The organism is Segatella bryantii (assembly GCF_022024215.1).
Taxonomy (GTDB): Bacteria; Bacteroidota; Bacteroidia; order Bacteroidales; family Bacteroidaceae; genus Prevotella; species Prevotella bryantii.
Genome location: NZ_CP091798.1, coordinates 1643599 through 1661065, shown reverse-complemented (window position 1 = coordinate 1661065; position 17467 = coordinate 1643599). Strand labels below are relative to the sequence as shown.

General features: G+C 39.6%; 11 protein-coding genes. 8 read left to right on the top strand and 3 right to left on the bottom strand.

Going from position 1 to position 17467, the window contains the following annotated elements; all coding sequences use genetic code 11:
* The first annotated feature begins 3 nt into the window (after positions 1 to 3).
* Positions 4 to 483 (top strand): preQ(1) synthase, encoded by a 480-nt coding sequence (queF, locus tag L6471_RS11055; RefSeq protein ID WP_237797333.1) that lies wholly within the window; start codon positions 4 to 6, stop codon positions 481 to 483.
* Between the two features lie 72 nt (positions 484 to 555).
* Here queF and L6471_RS11050 read toward each other — a convergent pair whose 3' ends face one another.
* Positions 556 to 1293, bottom strand: coding sequence for a hypothetical protein (locus L6471_RS11050; RefSeq protein ID WP_218144091.1), 738 nt, complete (start codon positions 1291 to 1293; stop codon positions 556 to 558).
* Between the two features lie 261 nt (positions 1294 to 1554).
* Between L6471_RS11050 and L6471_RS11045 the strand changes: the two genes are divergently transcribed.
* The 3 genes from L6471_RS11045 to L6471_RS11035 all read left to right on the top strand — a co-directional run bounded on the left by L6471_RS11045 (position 1555) and on the right by L6471_RS11035 (position 6729).
* Positions 1555 to 3333, top strand: a complete 1779-nt coding sequence (locus tag L6471_RS11045) for an oxaloacetate decarboxylase (RefSeq protein ID WP_006281765.1) — start codon at positions 1555 to 1557, stop codon at positions 3331 to 3333.
* Positions 3333 to 3872, top strand: coding sequence for an HD domain-containing protein (locus L6471_RS11040; RefSeq protein WP_006281766.1), 540 nt, complete (start codon positions 3333 to 3335; stop codon positions 3870 to 3872). Before L6471_RS11045 ends, L6471_RS11040 begins: the two co-directional genes overlap by 1 nt.
* A gap of 85 nt (positions 3873 to 3957) precedes the next feature.
* Positions 3958 to 6729, top strand: a complete 2772-nt coding sequence (locus tag L6471_RS11035; RefSeq protein WP_404830158.1) for a putative LPS assembly protein LptD — start codon at positions 3958 to 3960, stop codon at positions 6727 to 6729.
* A 44-nt stretch (positions 6730 to 6773) separates the two neighbouring features.
* On the opposite strand, the gene L6471_RS11030 is transcribed toward L6471_RS11035, so the two are convergent.
* A complete protein-coding gene (locus L6471_RS11030) occupies positions 6774 to 9023 on the bottom strand; it encodes a cation:proton antiporter (RefSeq protein ID WP_237797331.1) in 2250 nt (749 codons plus the stop codon).
* Between the two features lie 136 nt (positions 9024 to 9159).
* Positions 9160 to 10383, bottom strand: coding sequence for a peptidase T (gene pepT, locus L6471_RS11025; RefSeq protein ID WP_006281769.1), 1224 nt, complete (start codon positions 10381 to 10383; stop codon positions 9160 to 9162).
* 148 nt (positions 10384 to 10531) lie between these two features.
* On the opposite strand from pepT, the gene L6471_RS11020 reads away from it, so the two are divergent.
* From L6471_RS11020 to L6471_RS11005, 4 genes are all read left to right on the top strand, one after another.
* Positions 10532 to 11353, top strand: coding sequence for an ion transporter (locus L6471_RS11020; protein ID WP_173652157.1), 822 nt, complete (start codon positions 10532 to 10534; stop codon positions 11351 to 11353).
* A gap of 215 nt (positions 11354 to 11568) precedes the next feature.
* On the top strand, positions 11569 to 11916 hold the full coding sequence (locus L6471_RS11015) for a hypothetical protein (protein WP_237797330.1): 348 nt from the start codon (positions 11569 to 11571) through the stop codon (positions 11914 to 11916).
* 178 nt (positions 11917 to 12094) lie between these two features.
* Positions 12095 to 13681 (top strand): tetratricopeptide repeat protein, encoded by a 1587-nt coding sequence (locus L6471_RS11010; RefSeq protein WP_006281771.1) that lies wholly within the window; start codon positions 12095 to 12097, stop codon positions 13679 to 13681.
* A gap of 130 nt (positions 13682 to 13811) precedes the next feature.
* Positions 13812 to 17096 (top strand): hypothetical protein, encoded by a 3285-nt coding sequence (locus tag L6471_RS11005; RefSeq protein ID WP_237797329.1) that lies wholly within the window; start codon positions 13812 to 13814, stop codon positions 17094 to 17096.
* Positions 17097 to 17467 lie beyond the last annotated feature (371 nt).

Below are 17467 nucleotides of genomic sequence, written 5' to 3'. Positions count from 1 at the left end.
ATTATGTCAAATAATCCTCAGAATCGTAAGGATGAAGGTCTGAAATCTTTAGGTGCGAAGACTCAGTATAGTCTTGATTATGCACCAAAAGTGCTTGAGACATTCCAAAATAAGCATCCGATGAATGACTATTGGGTGCAATTTAACTGTCCGGAGTTCACATCACTCTGTCCTATTACAGGTCAGCCTGATTTTGCGGAAATTCGTATTAGCTATATTCCTGCAGAAAAGATGGTTGAAAGTAAGAGTTTGAAACTCTATCTTTTTAGTTTCCGTAATCATGGTGATTTCCACGAAGACTGTGTTAACATCATCATGAAGGACTTAATCAAGTTGATGGAACCTAAGTATATAGAGGTAACTGGATATTTTACCCCTCGTGGTGGTATTAGTATTTATCCTTTTGCCAATTATGGATTACCAGGTACCAAATATGAAAAAATGGCAGAATTTCGCTTTATGAATCATAATATGAGCAAATGATTTTTTTTGCCATAAAAAAATGGAAATAGTTCTTTTGCTATTTCCATTTTTTATGTTTAAGTGTAAATATATTTATTGTAATTCCTGTTTTTGTCTTTCAGCTTGTTTGTTAACAGCAGCCTTAGCTTTCTCGTTTACGGTTTTAGCATCTTTACGATGGTATGAGAAAATCTCTTTATTCTTGGTAGAACGAATTGCAAGAGAATCATCATGTAAATATACGAATTCAAACGTGTCTCTCTTTTCTTTTTCGTTGTAAACAATGTTGTTGTATTCAACTCGGCCTTGTACCAAAATAAGCTTTCCATTGTAGGCATGCCACTCGGTATAGTGAGGTACTTCTGGATATTTTACAGGACTTTCTTCGTCATTACTACCATAAATTCGTCCGATAGCCTGAGCCTTGCTCTGGCGTGAAAGAGTAAATCCATATTCACGAGGTACAAGATAAGTCTCTTTAATAGAGTCTGGCATATTTTCAAACATCTCACGAATTTGTTTTCTGCTTATACCGCTAATATCCTTAAATACAGGTTTGACAGCGTGTGTCCATGTACCTTTAACTTGGTCAAGGTCGATAACCATGCGGGCAGAGTTCTTGCTGTCAGCTTGAGGAATAACACATATCCAGTCGCCAATACTAGGTGTACCAAATACTTGATGATTATTCATAGCCCAAACTATACGATATTTTATAGGATCTCCACCTTGGTTTGGTAGCAGTACGACAGCAGAGTCGTTAGTTCCCTCACATGCCAATCCATAGATGGCAGAGTCTCCCTTTGCATTTTGAGACATACTGATAGCCATTTTGTCATTACGAGGAACTCTTCTTTTCTTATTTTTGCACGAAGGTAGTAGGAAAAAAACCGCTAGAAGTACTATTAATAGTGTTTTAATTTTCATAACTTCTCTTTTTGCCCGCAAAGATAATGCAATATTTGTAAAAAATGAAGCTAACAATCGGATATTTGGAAATTTTTATCTAATTTTGCACGATGTGATGCCCAAAGGCATCTCTATTTAGGAAATAACTTTACTTTAGCAAAAAAGAAATATAACACATATAAAATGGCAAAGAAAATTCAGTTCAGTCTCGTTTACAGAGATATGTGGCAGAGTTCTGGTAAATTCCAGCCTCGCAAAGACCAATTAGAGCGTATTGCTCCTGTTATCATTGAAATGGGATGTTTTGCCCGTGTCGAGACTAATGGTGGAGCATTTGAGCAAGTTAATCTTTTGGCTGGTGAAAATCCAAATGAAGCTGTTCGTGCATTCTGTAAGCCTTTTAATGAGGCCGGCATAAAGACACATATGTTGGATCGTGGTCTGAACGCATTGCGTATGTATCCTGTTCCAGACGATGTTCGTGCTTTGATGTACAAAGTAAAACATGCTCAGGGTACAAATATTACTCGTATTTTCGATGGTTTAAATGATGTTCGTAACATTATTCCATCTATCAAGTGGGCTAAAGAGGCAGGAATGACTCCACAGGCTACACTCTGTATTACAAATTCTCCAATCCATACCCTAGAATATTATTCTCATATTGCGGATCAGCTTATTGAAGCAGGTGCAGAAGAAATTTGTTTGAAGGATATGGCTGGTATTGGTCAGCCTGCTCTCTTGGGTAAGCTTACAAAGGCTATCAAAGACAAGTATCCTGAAATCATTATCGAGTATCATGGTCACTCAGGTCCAGGTCTTTCTATGGCTTCTATCCTTGAAGTATGTAAGAATGGTGCTGATGTTATAGATACTGCTATCGAGCCATTATCATGGGGTAAGGTTCATCCAGATGTTATCTCTGTTCAGAGCATGTTGAAAAATGCAGGCTTTGATGTACCAGAAATCAACATGGATGCTTACATGAGAGCTCGTGCTCTTACTCAAGAATTCATCGACGATTGGTTGGGTTACTTCATTAATCCTGGTAATAAGTTGATGTCTTCATTGTTGCTTACTTGTGGTCTTCCTGGTGGTATGATGGGTTCAATGATGGCCGATCTTACAGGAATGCGTACAACTATAAATAATGTACGTAAAAAGAAAGGTGAAGAAGAACTCTCTATGGATGCACTTCTGGTAAAACTCTTCGAGGAAGTAGCTTATGTTTGGCCACGTGTAGGTTATCCTCCATTGGTAACTCCGTTCTCTCAGTATGTTAAGAATATAGCACTTTTCAACCTTCTTACTTTGGAACAGGGTAAAGGTCGTTATGTTATGATGGACGATTCTGTTTGGGGTATGATTCTTGGTAAGAGTGGTAAGGTTCCTGGTGAAATTGCTCCAGAAATCAAGGAACTCGCTAAAGAAAAGGGTTATGAGTTTACAGATGTAGATCCACATACATTGCTCCCTAATGCACTTGATGATTTCAAGAAGGAAATGGACGAGAATGGTTGGGATTATGGTCAGGACAACGAGGAACTTTGGGAACTCGCAATGCATCCAGAGCAGTATCGTAACTATAAGAGTGGCCAGGCTAAGAAGAATATGCTTGCAGATCTCCAGAAGGCTAAAGATGCTAAACTGGGCGCTAAGGTAAGTGTAGAAGAAGCAACAGCTTTCAAGCATGCCGTAGCTGATCCTATCGTAGCACCTGTTAAAGGTCAGATCTTCTGGGAATTCCAGGGTGATGCAGAGGCTGCACCAGCAGTAGAACCATTCATCGGTAAGGAGTATAAGGAAGGCGAAGCTTTCTGTTATATCTTGACCTCATGGGGTGAGTTTGAAACAATTCCTGCTGCTATGGGTGGTAAGCTCGTAGAAATCAATGCTAAGCAAGGTGCAAAGATCCGCAAGGGTGATGTAATTGCTTACATACAGCGTGACAACGCAGAATAATGGATTATCAGAAAATAATCGATAAATATTATCCGGATGATAACGCTTTACGTTACATCCTACTAACGCACAGCACACTTGTTATGAAGCGTGCTGTGCGTATTTGTGATGCTCATCCAGAGTTACACATGGATCGTAACTTCATTATGGAGGCTGCAATGCTTCATGATATCGGTATTTGCCGATGTGATGCAGCTGGTATTCAGTGTCTAGGTACAGAACCTTATATTTGCCATGGCAGAATAGGGGCAGAGATGTTACGACAAGAGGGATTCCCTCGCCATGCACGTGTCTGTGAGCGTCATACGGGAGCTGGATTGTCCAAAGAAGATATTATCAGTCAAAATTTACCTTTACCTCACGAAGATTTCCTTCCTGAAACTTTAGAGGAGCAGGTGATTTGTTATGCTGATAAGTTTTATAGCAAAACTCATCCTGAGCGTGAAAAAAGCGTAGAACAGGCAGAAAGGAGTTTAGCTAAATTTGGTGATGAAGGCTTAAACCGTTTTAAGCAATGGGAAAAAATGTTTGAAAATTAAGCATAATCCCTACTTTTTACTAAATTTGCAATTCATGAGAAGGCATTCATTCATAGCGCTATTTTTATGTGTCGTGGTTCTAGTTATGGCTGGGACCTCGCAACAATTTTGGAAACGCAAGAAAAAAAATCTGTCTCCGCAGGAATCAGCAGAGCCTGTAGATAGCGTTGTGCATGACTCTTTGGGTAATGTGGCTGTTGATACCACAAAAATGGATTCGTTACAGAAGGCTATCGTCCGTTATAATAAGGCGATAGATGACTCCATTCGCCTTGACTCTATTAATCGGGCAAAGGCATCTGGTATTGATGCTCCTGTTAATTACGAGGCCCAAGACTCTTTGGTTTATGATGCTGCATCACAGACAGCTCATCTTTATGGTTCTTCTAAAGTAGGTTATCAAAGCTACAATTTGACATCCGATCGTATAAAAATGAGTATGGGCAGTGATTTGGTACATGCTGTAGGTACTCCTGATTCGACTGCAGAAGGTGGCGTCAAAGGAAAACCTGTATTTAAGATGGGGTCAGATCAGTATGATACGGATACGATAGCATTTAACTTTAAATCAAAGAAGGCATATATTGATAATGTATATACCGAGCAGCAGGATGGTTTCCTTCGAGGCGAAAAGTCTAAAAGAGACTCTACGGGTTTGATTTATCTCCAACATGGTAAATATACCACATGTGATAAAGATGATCCTGATTTCTATATTGCACTTTCACGAGCTCGTGTTCGTCCGGGTAAAGATGTTGTATTCGGTCCTGCTTACCTTGTAGTAGCAGATGTTCCTCTACCTTTTGCTATTCCTTACGGATTTTTCCCTTTTACCAAAAGTTATTCTTCTGGTTTTATCATGCCGACCTATGGTGATGAGAGTGATCGAGGATTTTATCTACGTGATGGTGGATACTATTTTGCCATTAATGATAAATGGGATTTGAAGTTGTTAGGTGAAATCTATACCAAGGGTAGTTGGGGAGTCAGTGCAGCCAGCAATTATCAGAAGCGTTATCGTTATTCTGGTAGTTTCCTTTTTAGTTATCAGGATACGAAGTCTGGAGAAAAAGGTATGCCTGATTTTTCAGAAACAACGAGTTTTAAGGTACAGTGGAGTCATCGCCAGGATTCTAAGGCAAATCCATATAGTAGTTTTTCTGCCAGTGTTAACTTTGCCACACAGAGTTATGAGCGCAACAACCTCTCTAGTTTGTACAATCCGCAGACTATGACCCAGAGTACTCGTACTTCCTCTGTAAGTTGGAGTACTAGTTTTTCTAGTTTGGGAATGACTTTAAGTTCTACGGCCAACTTATCTCAAAATATGCGAGATTCGTCGTTGTCTGTTACTTTACCCGATTTGAATATCAATGTTTCGCGTTTCTATCCATTCCGTCGTAAGGCTAAGGTAGGTGAGGAGCGTTGGTATGAGAAAATAGGTTTTACTTATAAGGGTCAGCTCAAAAATTCGATTGATACCAAGGAAGACCAATTCTTTAAATCTAATTTGATAAAGGATTGGCAAAATGGTATGAAGCATGATATTGGGGCTTCTGCAAGTTTTACAGCTTTGAAGTATATTAATATCAACCCAAGTTTCTCTTTCTCAGATCGTATGCAGACTAGCAAGATTACTCGTAGCTGGGATACTGCTAATCAGGAAGAACTGAGAGATACCACTTATGGTTTTTATAATATCTATGATTGGAGTTTAAGTGTTTCCGCTTCTACCAAGCTCTATGGTTTCTATATTCCTAGTCGCAAACTTTTTGGAGACAAGATACAGGCTATACGCCATGTCCTTTCTCCAACAGTTAGTTTTAGTTATGCACCTAATTTTGGTTCTTCACAGTATGGATATTATGACACTTATTTGAAGACCGATGCGAATGGTAATGTTTCTATAGTGCAGTATTCTCCTTATAATACAGGTGTTTGGAGCGTGCCAGGTAATAGTAAGACTGGTAGTATCAATGTTACACTTGGCAACAACATAGAGATGAAGGTGAAGTCTGATAAAGATTCTACTGGTTATAAGAAGTTAAGCATTATCGATGACCTGTCTTTGAGTATGGGTTATAATATGGCAGCTAAGGTTCGTCCATGGTCAGATTTAAGTGTCAACTTGCGATTGAAGTGGTGGAAGAATTATACATTCAATATGAATGCTGTTTTTGCTACTTATGCTTACGAGCTTGATGCTAATGGAAATCCTTATATTGGTACACATACTGAGTATAGCAAGGGCCGTTTTGGTCGTTTCCAAGGTATGAGCCAGAATATCTCCTATACATTGAATCCTGAAAAGATTAAGAAAATCTTTGGTGGTAGTGATGATGAGGAGGACGACAAGCCTAAAAAGGACGATGAAGGCATTGATACAGATATAGAGACGAATGTAGACAAAACAATGGTTGACGCTCAGCATGGAGCTAAAAAGAGTTCTACTGTAGCAGAGACCGATGATGATGGCTATATGGCGTTTTCTATGCCGTGGAGTCTTACTTTCAGTTATGGTATTACTCTTCGTGAAAATACATCAGGTACCTTTAATAAGGAGTCAATGCGTTATCCATATAAGGTAAGTCAGACGCTGAACTTCAGTGGAAACATTCGTATCAGTGAGGGATGGAATATCAGCTTCTCTTCTGGTTATGATTTTGATTATCATAAGATTAGTATGACGACAGCCAGTCTTCAGCGCGATCTACACTGTTTCAATATGAGTTGTTCTGTAGTGCTTGCACCTTATACGAGTTATAACTTTAGTTTCCGTTGTAATGCCGCAACACTTACAGATGCTTTGAAATACGATAAGCGTAGTGGATATAGCAACGCAGTGCAGTGGTATTAATAATATAGATAACAACGTTCGTTAGATATAAATAAAGGCTTTGATTAATCAATCAAAGCCTTTAATTTTTCTTCTTCACCGACAACCCAAATAATATCGCCAATTTCAATTTTTCGATTAGGGTCTATCATAGTTAAGTTTTCCTGCCCTTCTTCAGCTCCAACAACCATACAGTGGTATTTGTCACGAACGCCACTTTCCTTAAGCGTCTTGCCAGCCAGTGGACTGTTTTCTTTAATTATGAGTTGGCGTAATTTCATCTCACGTTTTTCAATCTCAGGATCTTCAGGTATCAGTTCGTTTTCAATAGCTTCTCCAAATCGATGTAATTGTTCGTCATTACCAATTACTTGAAGAGTATCGCATGGAAAAATCACGGTATTGCCATTGGGTATATTCATTCTTAATCCTCCGCGGAGAATACTACTTAAGTGTACTCCAAACCTGTTTCTGAATTTTAGGTCCTTCAAAGAGCGTCCAACCCATGTGGATGCTTCGGGCACGTCAAACATACCGATATGGATATCACGATCGAGTAGGTGGCCCTCAAATAATGGTTTGCGTTTACCATGAACCTGTGCCTCGATATCTCGGCTTCGTAAGTTACGGATAAATATTCGTTCTATGCGAATACTTTGGCGTTTGAGTTGTTTCGACATAATCATCGATATGATGACACCAACACCAATGGTTACAATTAAAGCTCCACCAATATGTGTCATTTTGCCGAAGATATAGAAAACGAAACCTAATGCCATTGCAATCCTGAATACTATGGTAAAGATAAGAGGCAGACGATAGAACCTATTTTCTGTCCATAAGGCTTTAAACTCCTCGCTATGATTCTTTTTAATCATCATAGCTCGTAATGCAGGTGATATTAAGAGAACGGTAAGTATGGCGCAGAGTATGCTTCCAGGCCAGTAAGTGAGCACCCTTCGCATGGCTGAGAGAGCAAAGTAATTCATGGCAAAGATACCAGCAATAGAAAGGATTAAGCATATAATCGTATTGCGTGTCATCGAAATGAGCAACTTCTTCCAGTTACTTTTTTCTCTTGTGGTATTTGTGTGACTTCTGGTAGCATTATGGTTCAGACTGCGGACCCATCGTTTAGGCAGCCTCTTTGCCAGCGCATTGTAGCATGGTTCTGCAGCTCGTATCATGTATGGTGTAGCAAAAGTAGTAATAACACTGACGGCTACAACTACCGGATAAAGAAACTTACTGATTACACCAAGAGAAAGACCAAGAGAAGCGATAATGAAAGCAAATTCACCGATTTGAGCCATCGAAAATCCACATCGCATAGCAGTCTTCAACGGTTGACCACCGAGCATGAAACCCATGGAACCCATTATGGCTTGTCCAGCGAGTATTGCTAAAACTAAAAGCATTATAGGCATAGCATAATCGACAAGTATATGCACATCTACCAACATGCCGACAGATACGAAGAAGATAGCACCAAAAAGATTTTTTACGGGTTCTACTACTTTAATAATTTTATCAGCCTCGATGGTTTCTGCAAGAATACTGCCCATCACAAAAGAACCAAATGCACTACTGAACCCCACGCTTGTCGATATGATCGCCATTAAACAGCAAAGTCCGAGTGAAACGATAAGCAGTGTTTCATTATTCATGATTTTACGCGTCTTGCGCAAAAATAAAGGAATTAAGTAAATGCCAATGAGGAACCATAATATTAAGAAGAATGCTATTTTGAGTATACTTCCTACCATCTGTCCACCATCAGGATTTTGTCCACTAGCAATAGCAGACAACATAACCATCATCACGATGGCAAGTATGTCTTCCAGAATAAGTACACTCATTACAAGTCCTGCAAATGATTGTTGCCTCAATCCTAAGTCACTGTAGGCTTTGTATATAATGGTCGTAGAACTCATAGCCATCATACCACCGAGAAATATACAGTCCATCTGTCGCCATCCGAAAGAATAGCCTACCCCCACACCAAGAGTCATCATGCAGAATACGATGGTAAGGGCAGAAATGACAGGCGACATACCCATCTTTAATATCTTTTTAAAAGAGAAGTCAAGTCCTAAAGAGAACAAGAGGAAGAGCACCCCAATATCAGCCCATATCTGGATATCTTCTTTATCAATAACCGACATGAGATAGGGCATCTGTGGCGATACGAGGAAGCCTGCAACGATATATCCCAAGACTAATGGCTGCTTAAGTTTCTTAAACAGAAGGGTAACTATGCCTGCGGCTGATAGAATAAGAGTGAGATCTTGTATTAGAGGTGGTATGCCTACCATAATATTTAGGTTGTGATATTATGAATAAATAACTTAAGACGTCGTTTAGTGAGAAACTCTCGGCAGGTGTTATTACCTGCCGAGGCATGTATAAGTATGTAGCCTACTGTATCAGCAGTAGAATATGATGACGAAATTAATCGTTGAAGGCTGCTGTTATTTCACAGATCTTCACAATAGTTTGTACAGCTTTCTCCATAACCTGAACACTGACAAACTCATATGGGCCATGGTAATTTACACCACCAGCGAAAATGTTAGGACAAGGTAGTCCCTTGAAACTGAGTTGTGCACCATCAGTACCACCACGAATCGGAGCGACACGAGGAGGAACACCAGTTTCCTGCATAGCCTTGAGAACGATGTCAATGACATGCATGTTTGGTTCGATTTTCTCTTTCATATTGTAGTACTGGTCATGAAGTTCTACAGTACATGTACCCTGACCATATTTTTCATTGAGCTTTTCAGCGCAATTAGCAATATACTTTTTGCGATCTTCGAATTTGTCACGATCGTGATCGCGTATAATGTAACTCAGCTGAGCCTCTTCGATAGACCCTTCCAAATGGAGAAGATGATAAAAACCTTCATAGCCTTCAGTGCACTCTGGCGTTTGGTCTGCAGGAATCATATTCTGAAATTCTACAGCCAAGCGGTTTGCGTTAATCATCTTGTCTTTAGCATAACCTGGGTGTACGCTTACGCCCTTAATGTGTATCTTAGCGCTTGCTGCATTAAAATTTTCATACTCTAAATCGCCAAGGTCGCCACCATCCATAGTGTATGCCCATTCGCAACCGAATTTTTCAACATCAAAATGATGAGCACCCATACCGATTTCCTCGTCAGGGTTAAATCCTACACGGATATCACCATGTTTTATTTCGTCGTGATCTCGCAGGTAACACATTGCCTGCATAATTTCTGCAATACCTGCTTTGTCATCAGCACCAAGAAGGGTAGTACCATCAGTCACGATGAGGTCCTCACCGATGTGCTCTTTAAGTTCAGGGAATTTTGCAGTAGAAGAAATGATACCTGGAGAAAGCTCAATGTCATTTCCGTCATAGTTTTTCACGATACGTGCCTTGATGTCCTTACCGCTACAATCAGGGCTAGTGTCATAATGAGAGATAAAACCTATTGTAGGAATATTTTTCTTGGTGTTTGCTTTAAGTGTGGCGTAGATGTAACCCATCTCGTCCATCTCTACATCAGAGAATTTCTCGTCCTCTAATTCTTTTTTCAAGTACTTGGCGAACTCCAGTTGTTTCGCCGTGCTCGGGACACAGTCCGAATCTTCACTCGATTGAGTGTCGAATTTTGTGTAATTAATAAATCTTTCTGTTATTTCCATTTCTTATTTGAATAGAATTTTCTTACTTGCAAAAATAGCAAATTATTTTTTAATAGACAAAAATTATACCGGCCATTATTGTAGTTTATCTGACATGATTATCCTTAATTCTTGTTTTTTTTGTTATTTTTGTATCAAACAAAAAAATATGTCTATGAAAAAGCCAGTTTGGATGGATAAAGAGAATTTATATCATATTATTTTTGGTACAGATACAAAATGTGGAAAAATATATGATGTTGTTTTAATGATTTTAATAACTCTCAGTATTCTTGTTACTTTTATAGAGAGTGTACCAAGTTTGGCTTTTGTGTTCAAGACCGTGCTCGAAGTACTTGAAGCACTCATGACTGTCGCCTTCACATTCGATTATGTAGCTCGTTTATATTGTGCTCGTAACCCCAAACAGTATGCTTTCAGTTTCTTTGGTATCATAGATTTTCTATCTACGATACCACCTTATCTTGTACTACTCTTTCCGTCGGCACGTTATATGATATTGCTTCGTACGTTCCGCTTTATTCGTGTTTTTCGTGTTTTCAAGCTCTTTACGTTTATCAATGAGGGTTATCTATTGATGTCTTCTTTGCGTAGGAGTATGAATAAGATATTGGTTTATTTTATATTTGTTGTTATTTTGGTTATCTGTCTTGGCACCTTAATGTATATGGTCGAAGGCAATCGGCCAGGTACACAGTTTACGGATTTGGGTACATCAGTATATTATGCTATTGTAACGATGACGACAGTGGGGTATGGAGATATTACACCGGTAACTCCTTTAGGAAGACTCTTTTCAGCTTTTGTCATGCTTCTTGGCTATACGATTATCGCAATACCTACAGGAATTGTTACGGCTACTTTTGTCGATGAAACAAATCGTAAAGTGGAAAAAGGAAAGTGTCCTCGATGTGGAGGTAAAGTAGGGAAGAAAGATCGCTATTGTTCTCATTGTGGGGAGAAACTCTAATATTTCTTGATTTACCAACATTATGTGTTACCATTTTGATGCTTATAATGCGTTTCGATTTTTGTAATTCACTGATATACATTTGATTAGGTTTAATTTTGGATGAAACATGAAATCTTTTTTGTAACGCTTTTTTTTGTGGGATGTATAAATCGTTTTTCTATATTTGCATCAGAATTATTCAATCAAAATTAATTAATCAAAAAAAAGTTATCATGAAAAAAGTATTATTATTAGCCTTTGTTCTTTGTTCTGCAGTTTATAGTATGAATGCTTTAGCAGATATCCCTGATACAAATGTAATGATACCCGTTCATCCCCCAAGAAGATCTCCTGCACGCAATGTGATTCTCTCTGACTATAACGTAGGAATTGCAACAATATATTTTAATACGAGTTTGAAGAACGTGAGGGTCGAACTATATGAGGACGGCGTGCTTGTCGATGTGGTAGAGCAGGAAAACGTGAATGTAGGTGAAATTCTCAATCTTATCTATGATAATGAGCATTCGAGCAAGTCTTTGAGAGTGTATTCGGGCAATACTCTGGTATATTCAGAATAATCCTTGTTATAGATTAAAATATAATGTGTTTGAGTGACGTTCTTTTTATAAGAATTGTTACTAATGAGCTCGGTTTTACCGAGCTTTTTTGCTATTTGTGACATCTGAGGCTGATTTTCTTACAGAATGATATCTTTTGTATGAAAAAAATATTATCTTTGCAGAAAATATTTAGTCCATGAATCGATTATCACTATTCTTGAAGTCAACTATTGTTAGTTTAATACTCTTTTCTTTTTTATCTTGTGGGAATTCAGAGAGCGAGAAGTGTTCTGAGGTCGAGCGTTATCTTGACAAACAGGAAAACGATTCTGCCATCAACCTATTCAAGACCATAAATTACTCGGAACTGTACGATGACGACTCCAAGAATACCTATGCCCTTCTCAGAACGAGAGTGGACTACCTGGAGGGATACGAACAGGAGTCGGATACGATTATAAATCAGTGTCTCAAGCATTTCATCAGCAAGAATGACAATAAGAAAATTGCCGAATGTTATTATTATCTCGCAGTCTATAATTATGACCAAGGGCAAGTTAAGAAGGCTTTTTGGAGCATCTGTAAAGCGGATTATCATGCGGAGCAGACGAATGATATAGCATTGAAGCATAAAGTCACCGAGATACTTCTTGACTGGTACAATACTGCGGAGGAATACAGTTCAGCTCTGTCATATGGTAAGAAGAATCTTTACTTGTCCACTCTAGCGGGAGATAAAAACTGGTTGGCATATGCCTATTCCATGATGGCAACGACATACCATGGTTTGGGGCAGATGAAGAAATCGGAAGAGTTCCTCAACAAAAGTTTGGAGTATCTCAATTCGGTGCCTCGTAAGGAGCAAGCACAGTTTTATGTCTCTTTGGGTTCGGCTATCATCGACAGCGATCCTGCCAAAGCGAGGGTTTATTTTTCCAAGGCTATCAAGGCTAACAAGGACGCTTCGGCCTACTCGGGTCTCGCTATTCTGGAATATCAGGACGGGCACTTGGACGCTTCTGAGGAGTATCTGAGGAAAGCTTTGGATACAGACGACAAGTCTACCAGGATGTTCGTATATAGCAATATGTTGTCGATGTATTCTTCCAAGTGTGATTATAAGAAGGCTCTGGAATGTTCGATGAATATCAACAAACTGCAGGCTGAGAGGTACAAGGAACAGAAGGACGAGAGTCTCACTCTGGTGCAGAAGCAATTTACAAGCGAGATTGAACACCAGCGTTTTAAGCAGAGGTTGTCTGAGGGATTCTTCTTCGTCCTTATCTTTATATTGCTAGTGATAGCCATATATATCTACTTGCATTTCAAGAATGAGCGTTGGAAGAAAAATTCCCTTGAGAACCTGGTCATGCTGAATGTATATAAGGAAAAGCTCAACAAGCTGAAGGAGAAAGGTAGCCAGTCGGAGACTCCAGTTCTAGAGGAAAAGAAAATTCAGGAGAAGATCAACACCATTCAGAAGCGACAGTCGAAGATTCTCTATAATGGGCAGATACTATACCAAGATATCCTCGATGGTAAGAATACTCTCACATGGAATAAGAGAGACTATGAAAATTTCATGGAATACTATAAGGTGGTTGACTTACCGTTCGTCACTCAGTTGCAGACGGAGTATGATCATCTTTCCCCTAGGTATCAGTTCTTCCTGGTGATGAAAAATATGGGTAAGTCTGAGGAGGAAATACAGGATATCATGGTCATAAGCAGTGGAACCATCAGAACTATTAAATCTCGTGTAAAGACCTGTAAAATAGAGTAATATGGAGTGTTTCAATTTTTGAAACATTTCATATTGCGAATTGAAGCGGAGCCGTAACGCTCTTTTTTCCTTTTTAGATAGATTTTGAACTACCTTTGCTGTATAAATTTGAATATTTAAAATTTTTGTTATGAATGTAGTTCAAAAAATCAAAGAATTTAGGGTTCAGGAAATGGATTCCTCCCATGTGGAGAAGCAATACATCCTGTCTTACAATGACAGGAATTTTGCGATAAACCACAACACCAAGCTTTTGATCGACATCGTGCAAGACTCAGAGGGGCCGGACGAGTTGGTAGAGAACTTCTGTGAAGTACTCCATCGTGACTTGTCCTTTGATGAGCTTGAACTCAAGCTATCCGAAAAGTTTGAAGCCATCCTTTCTGACAGCAAAAAGGAGCCACAAATACGTCCTTTTCTTTTCAAGAAAGAGATTATCGACAAGATAAGGGTTGCAAAGATTGGCCGTTCGCTCAAGTCGTTGTTCGCTTTCAAGTTTTATTATGTTGTACTGGCAATCAATTTTGCCCTACTCACGGCATTCTTATTCTCCACGGGAGGAGAATACCTGACGCTTGAAAAGGTGAACCTCACGACGCTGGTGGTGGTATATGTTGCAATCTTACTATCCACGCTCTTTCATGAGTTCGGTCATGCCTCCGCTTGTTGTTACTACAACCTCCCTCCAGGAGCTATTGGCATCTGCGTGTACTTGAATTTGTTGGTATTTTATGCAGACGTGTCCAACGTCTGGCATCTGTCCCGTGGCAAGCGTATCGTAGTCAACCTTGGTGGCGTCTATTTTCAGATGCTTCTCCTTATACCTATCTATATAGTCTATAACATTACTCGAAACGATCTTCTCGCATATATCCTGCTCTCGTTTAACTTGAATTTCATATTGGTGCTCAACCCGCTCTTCAAGTTCGATGGCTATTGGATACTGTCTGACTTGTTGGGAGTTCCTAATCTGCGCAAAAAAGGTATCGAGTACCTTATGTATTGTATCAAGCGTCTCTTTGGAAAAAGTGGTGGTGAGAAGCCTGCCTTCATGTATTATTCCAAGTCTACCCGCTACGTCTCGATCGTGTATTCTATCGTCTCGATATTGTTCATCGGGTTTGTATTGTTTTTCTGGATGCCAATGTTCACTTGGCATTTCGTTCAAAACATACCTCACTGGTATCAGCAGGTACTCTCCAGTATTTCCTCAGATGAGGTCAACTGGGAGTTTGTTTCATATCTCATTCCACAATTGATTTTCATGGCATGTATAGCCATTACATATTTTTCCATCTTTAAAATGTTCATAGCACAACTTATAGCAAATATCAAGTATATCAGTTCCAAGAAAATTATGGCAGCTGTAGCTATGCTCTTTGTCGTGGTTCCCGATGCAGATGCACAGCAACAAGGTGATTCCTTAAGACTACATATGGAGGACAGCACCTTTACCCTCAGCGCCGTTGAGATTAAGGCGGACAAAATCATCAAGAAGAACGATGGTATGACGATAATTCCCCAGAAAGGACAGTTGAAGCTATCTACTGATGGCTATGATGTCATTTATGGCATAATGATTCCTGGTCTTGACGTGGATCGTCGAAGTGGAAGTGTTACCAGGCTTGGACAGAAGGTTGCTATCTACATTAATGGCGAGAAGGCCAATGATGCAGAGCTAAGAAATATCAAGCCTAGTTCCATCGTTCGCATAGACTATATCGACATCCCTTCGGGCAAGTTTATTAACGACCCTGTCTCTTTGAACATCATCACCCGTACAAGCACTAGTGGTGCTTACTATGCTTTTGATGATACGCAGTATATAGGCTATATGAGGAATACCTTTAATGCCACAGCGCAATGGAACCTCGAACATTCTAAAATAAGCCTGTTCGCCGGCAATGATCTTTCTAACTTTGGCAATGCAGGTTCACATGAGTGGGAGAACTATGCTTTCCCTGGCCGTAGCATTCTGCGTTCCACGGATATTCTAGGTAATCGTTACAAAAATAATAACCAGTATCTTCAGCTCAATGTCACGAAGTCTGCAAGAACTTATAATCTGGGTGTCAAGGTATCAATGGTGCGTAACGAAGATCCTTTTCAGGTGATTTCAGGAAAGGTTACTGTTGACGATTCTGGGGATAAGTCATCGCGAATCCTGAGCGATGGCAGCTCTTCACGTAGCTTTTATCCCGAGGTCAACGCTTTTGGCAATTTTATCTTAGGTCGAGGCCAGATGCTGTCGGTGAATGTGGATTTCTCTTATGGAAACAACCGTTACGGTGGCGACATCCAGGAAGAAGACTATCGTTTCCTTTCCAATGTCAAAGAGGATATCTGGCAGTGGAAAAACTTCGTCAGCTATAGTAAAATGGTCAAGACTCAGAAGTTTAGCCTACTGATGACAGACAATTACACGAGGAGTAACGCCCGATATACGGGAAGCATCGACCTTGGTCAGCGCTTCTATTCGAACGAGGGAATATTCCAGGCGGGCTATATGAATAATTTCAGCAAGAGTCTCATACTGAACCTCCAGGCCGGATCGTCATGGCTCTTGTATCGTTTAGAGGGGGCTGTTAAGACCAGCAAGCTGCTGCCAAGGGCAAGCGTCACACTACGATACACTCCGTTCAAGAGTCACGTTTTCACTCTCAACGCCAACGTGGGCAACAGTTTCCCTACCTTGAACACCTTCAACCAGGTTAGCCTTGGTAGGAATCCTTTCCTTCAGCATCGGGGAAATGCAGAGCAGAATATCACACGCATCTACAATGTCGGCCTCGCCTATAATGCGTTCTTGAAGAATTTCAATTACCAGTTGATGCTCATCAACAACACTTATATGCATCTGGCGGTTCCACGATTCGTTGTCGAAGACAATGTCATGGTTTCTACATATACCTCTGATGCTGACCTTCATCAGTATCTCGCCGTATTCTTTGGTACTTGGAACATTACCAGTGCTCTCGCACTGAAATCGGAGCTTGCTTATATCCACAATGATTTCAATGGCTATCTTGACAAGAACAAGGATACATGGAGGGTGAGACTCGATGTCACATATACATATAAGAACATGATGCTCAATGTCTATGGAAAGATGAAGGAGAATCGCCTCGAGAATACGGGAATCGAAGAAAAGGATTTCTTTAGATGGGGTATCAATGCTAAATATAATATAGGACGATGGCTCCTGGAGGTTGGAGGCAACAACCTGTTTTCTCCACGTAATTACCTAAAGTCGACCTATTCCGACATCTATTATGGTTACACTCGCTCCACATTCGACAAGATGGAGCAAGCAAATGCTTACCTGAAAGTTGCTTGGCGATTGAATGTCGGAAAAAAGGTGAATCCAGAAGGCAACAACTCTAGCAGAATTTATCCAAGTTCCATCATGAAATAAGTCTAAAAGATATCCTATTGCATGAGATTCTTTGTTTGCACCTCCCAATATCCTCAGTGATATTGGGAGTTTTTTTTTATATAGAATGAGTCTTCTGTTTCATGACCTAGTCTCAGCATGTCTTTTTCTCTTCCCAGTATTATAAATGATATTGGGATACATTGTTTGTGTTCTTTTAATGGTAGCAGATATAAAATTACAATATGTTTCAAAAAAATAAAGTTTCAGAAATATGTATAAACCTGTGTCATAGTGTGTTACATTCATTTGAAACACTTTTGAAACGAGTAAAATTTTTTAATTATCTTTTTCATTCATAACTTTGCATCGTCATCAGAAAATAACTGATAACACAGTTTGATGTAAAAAGC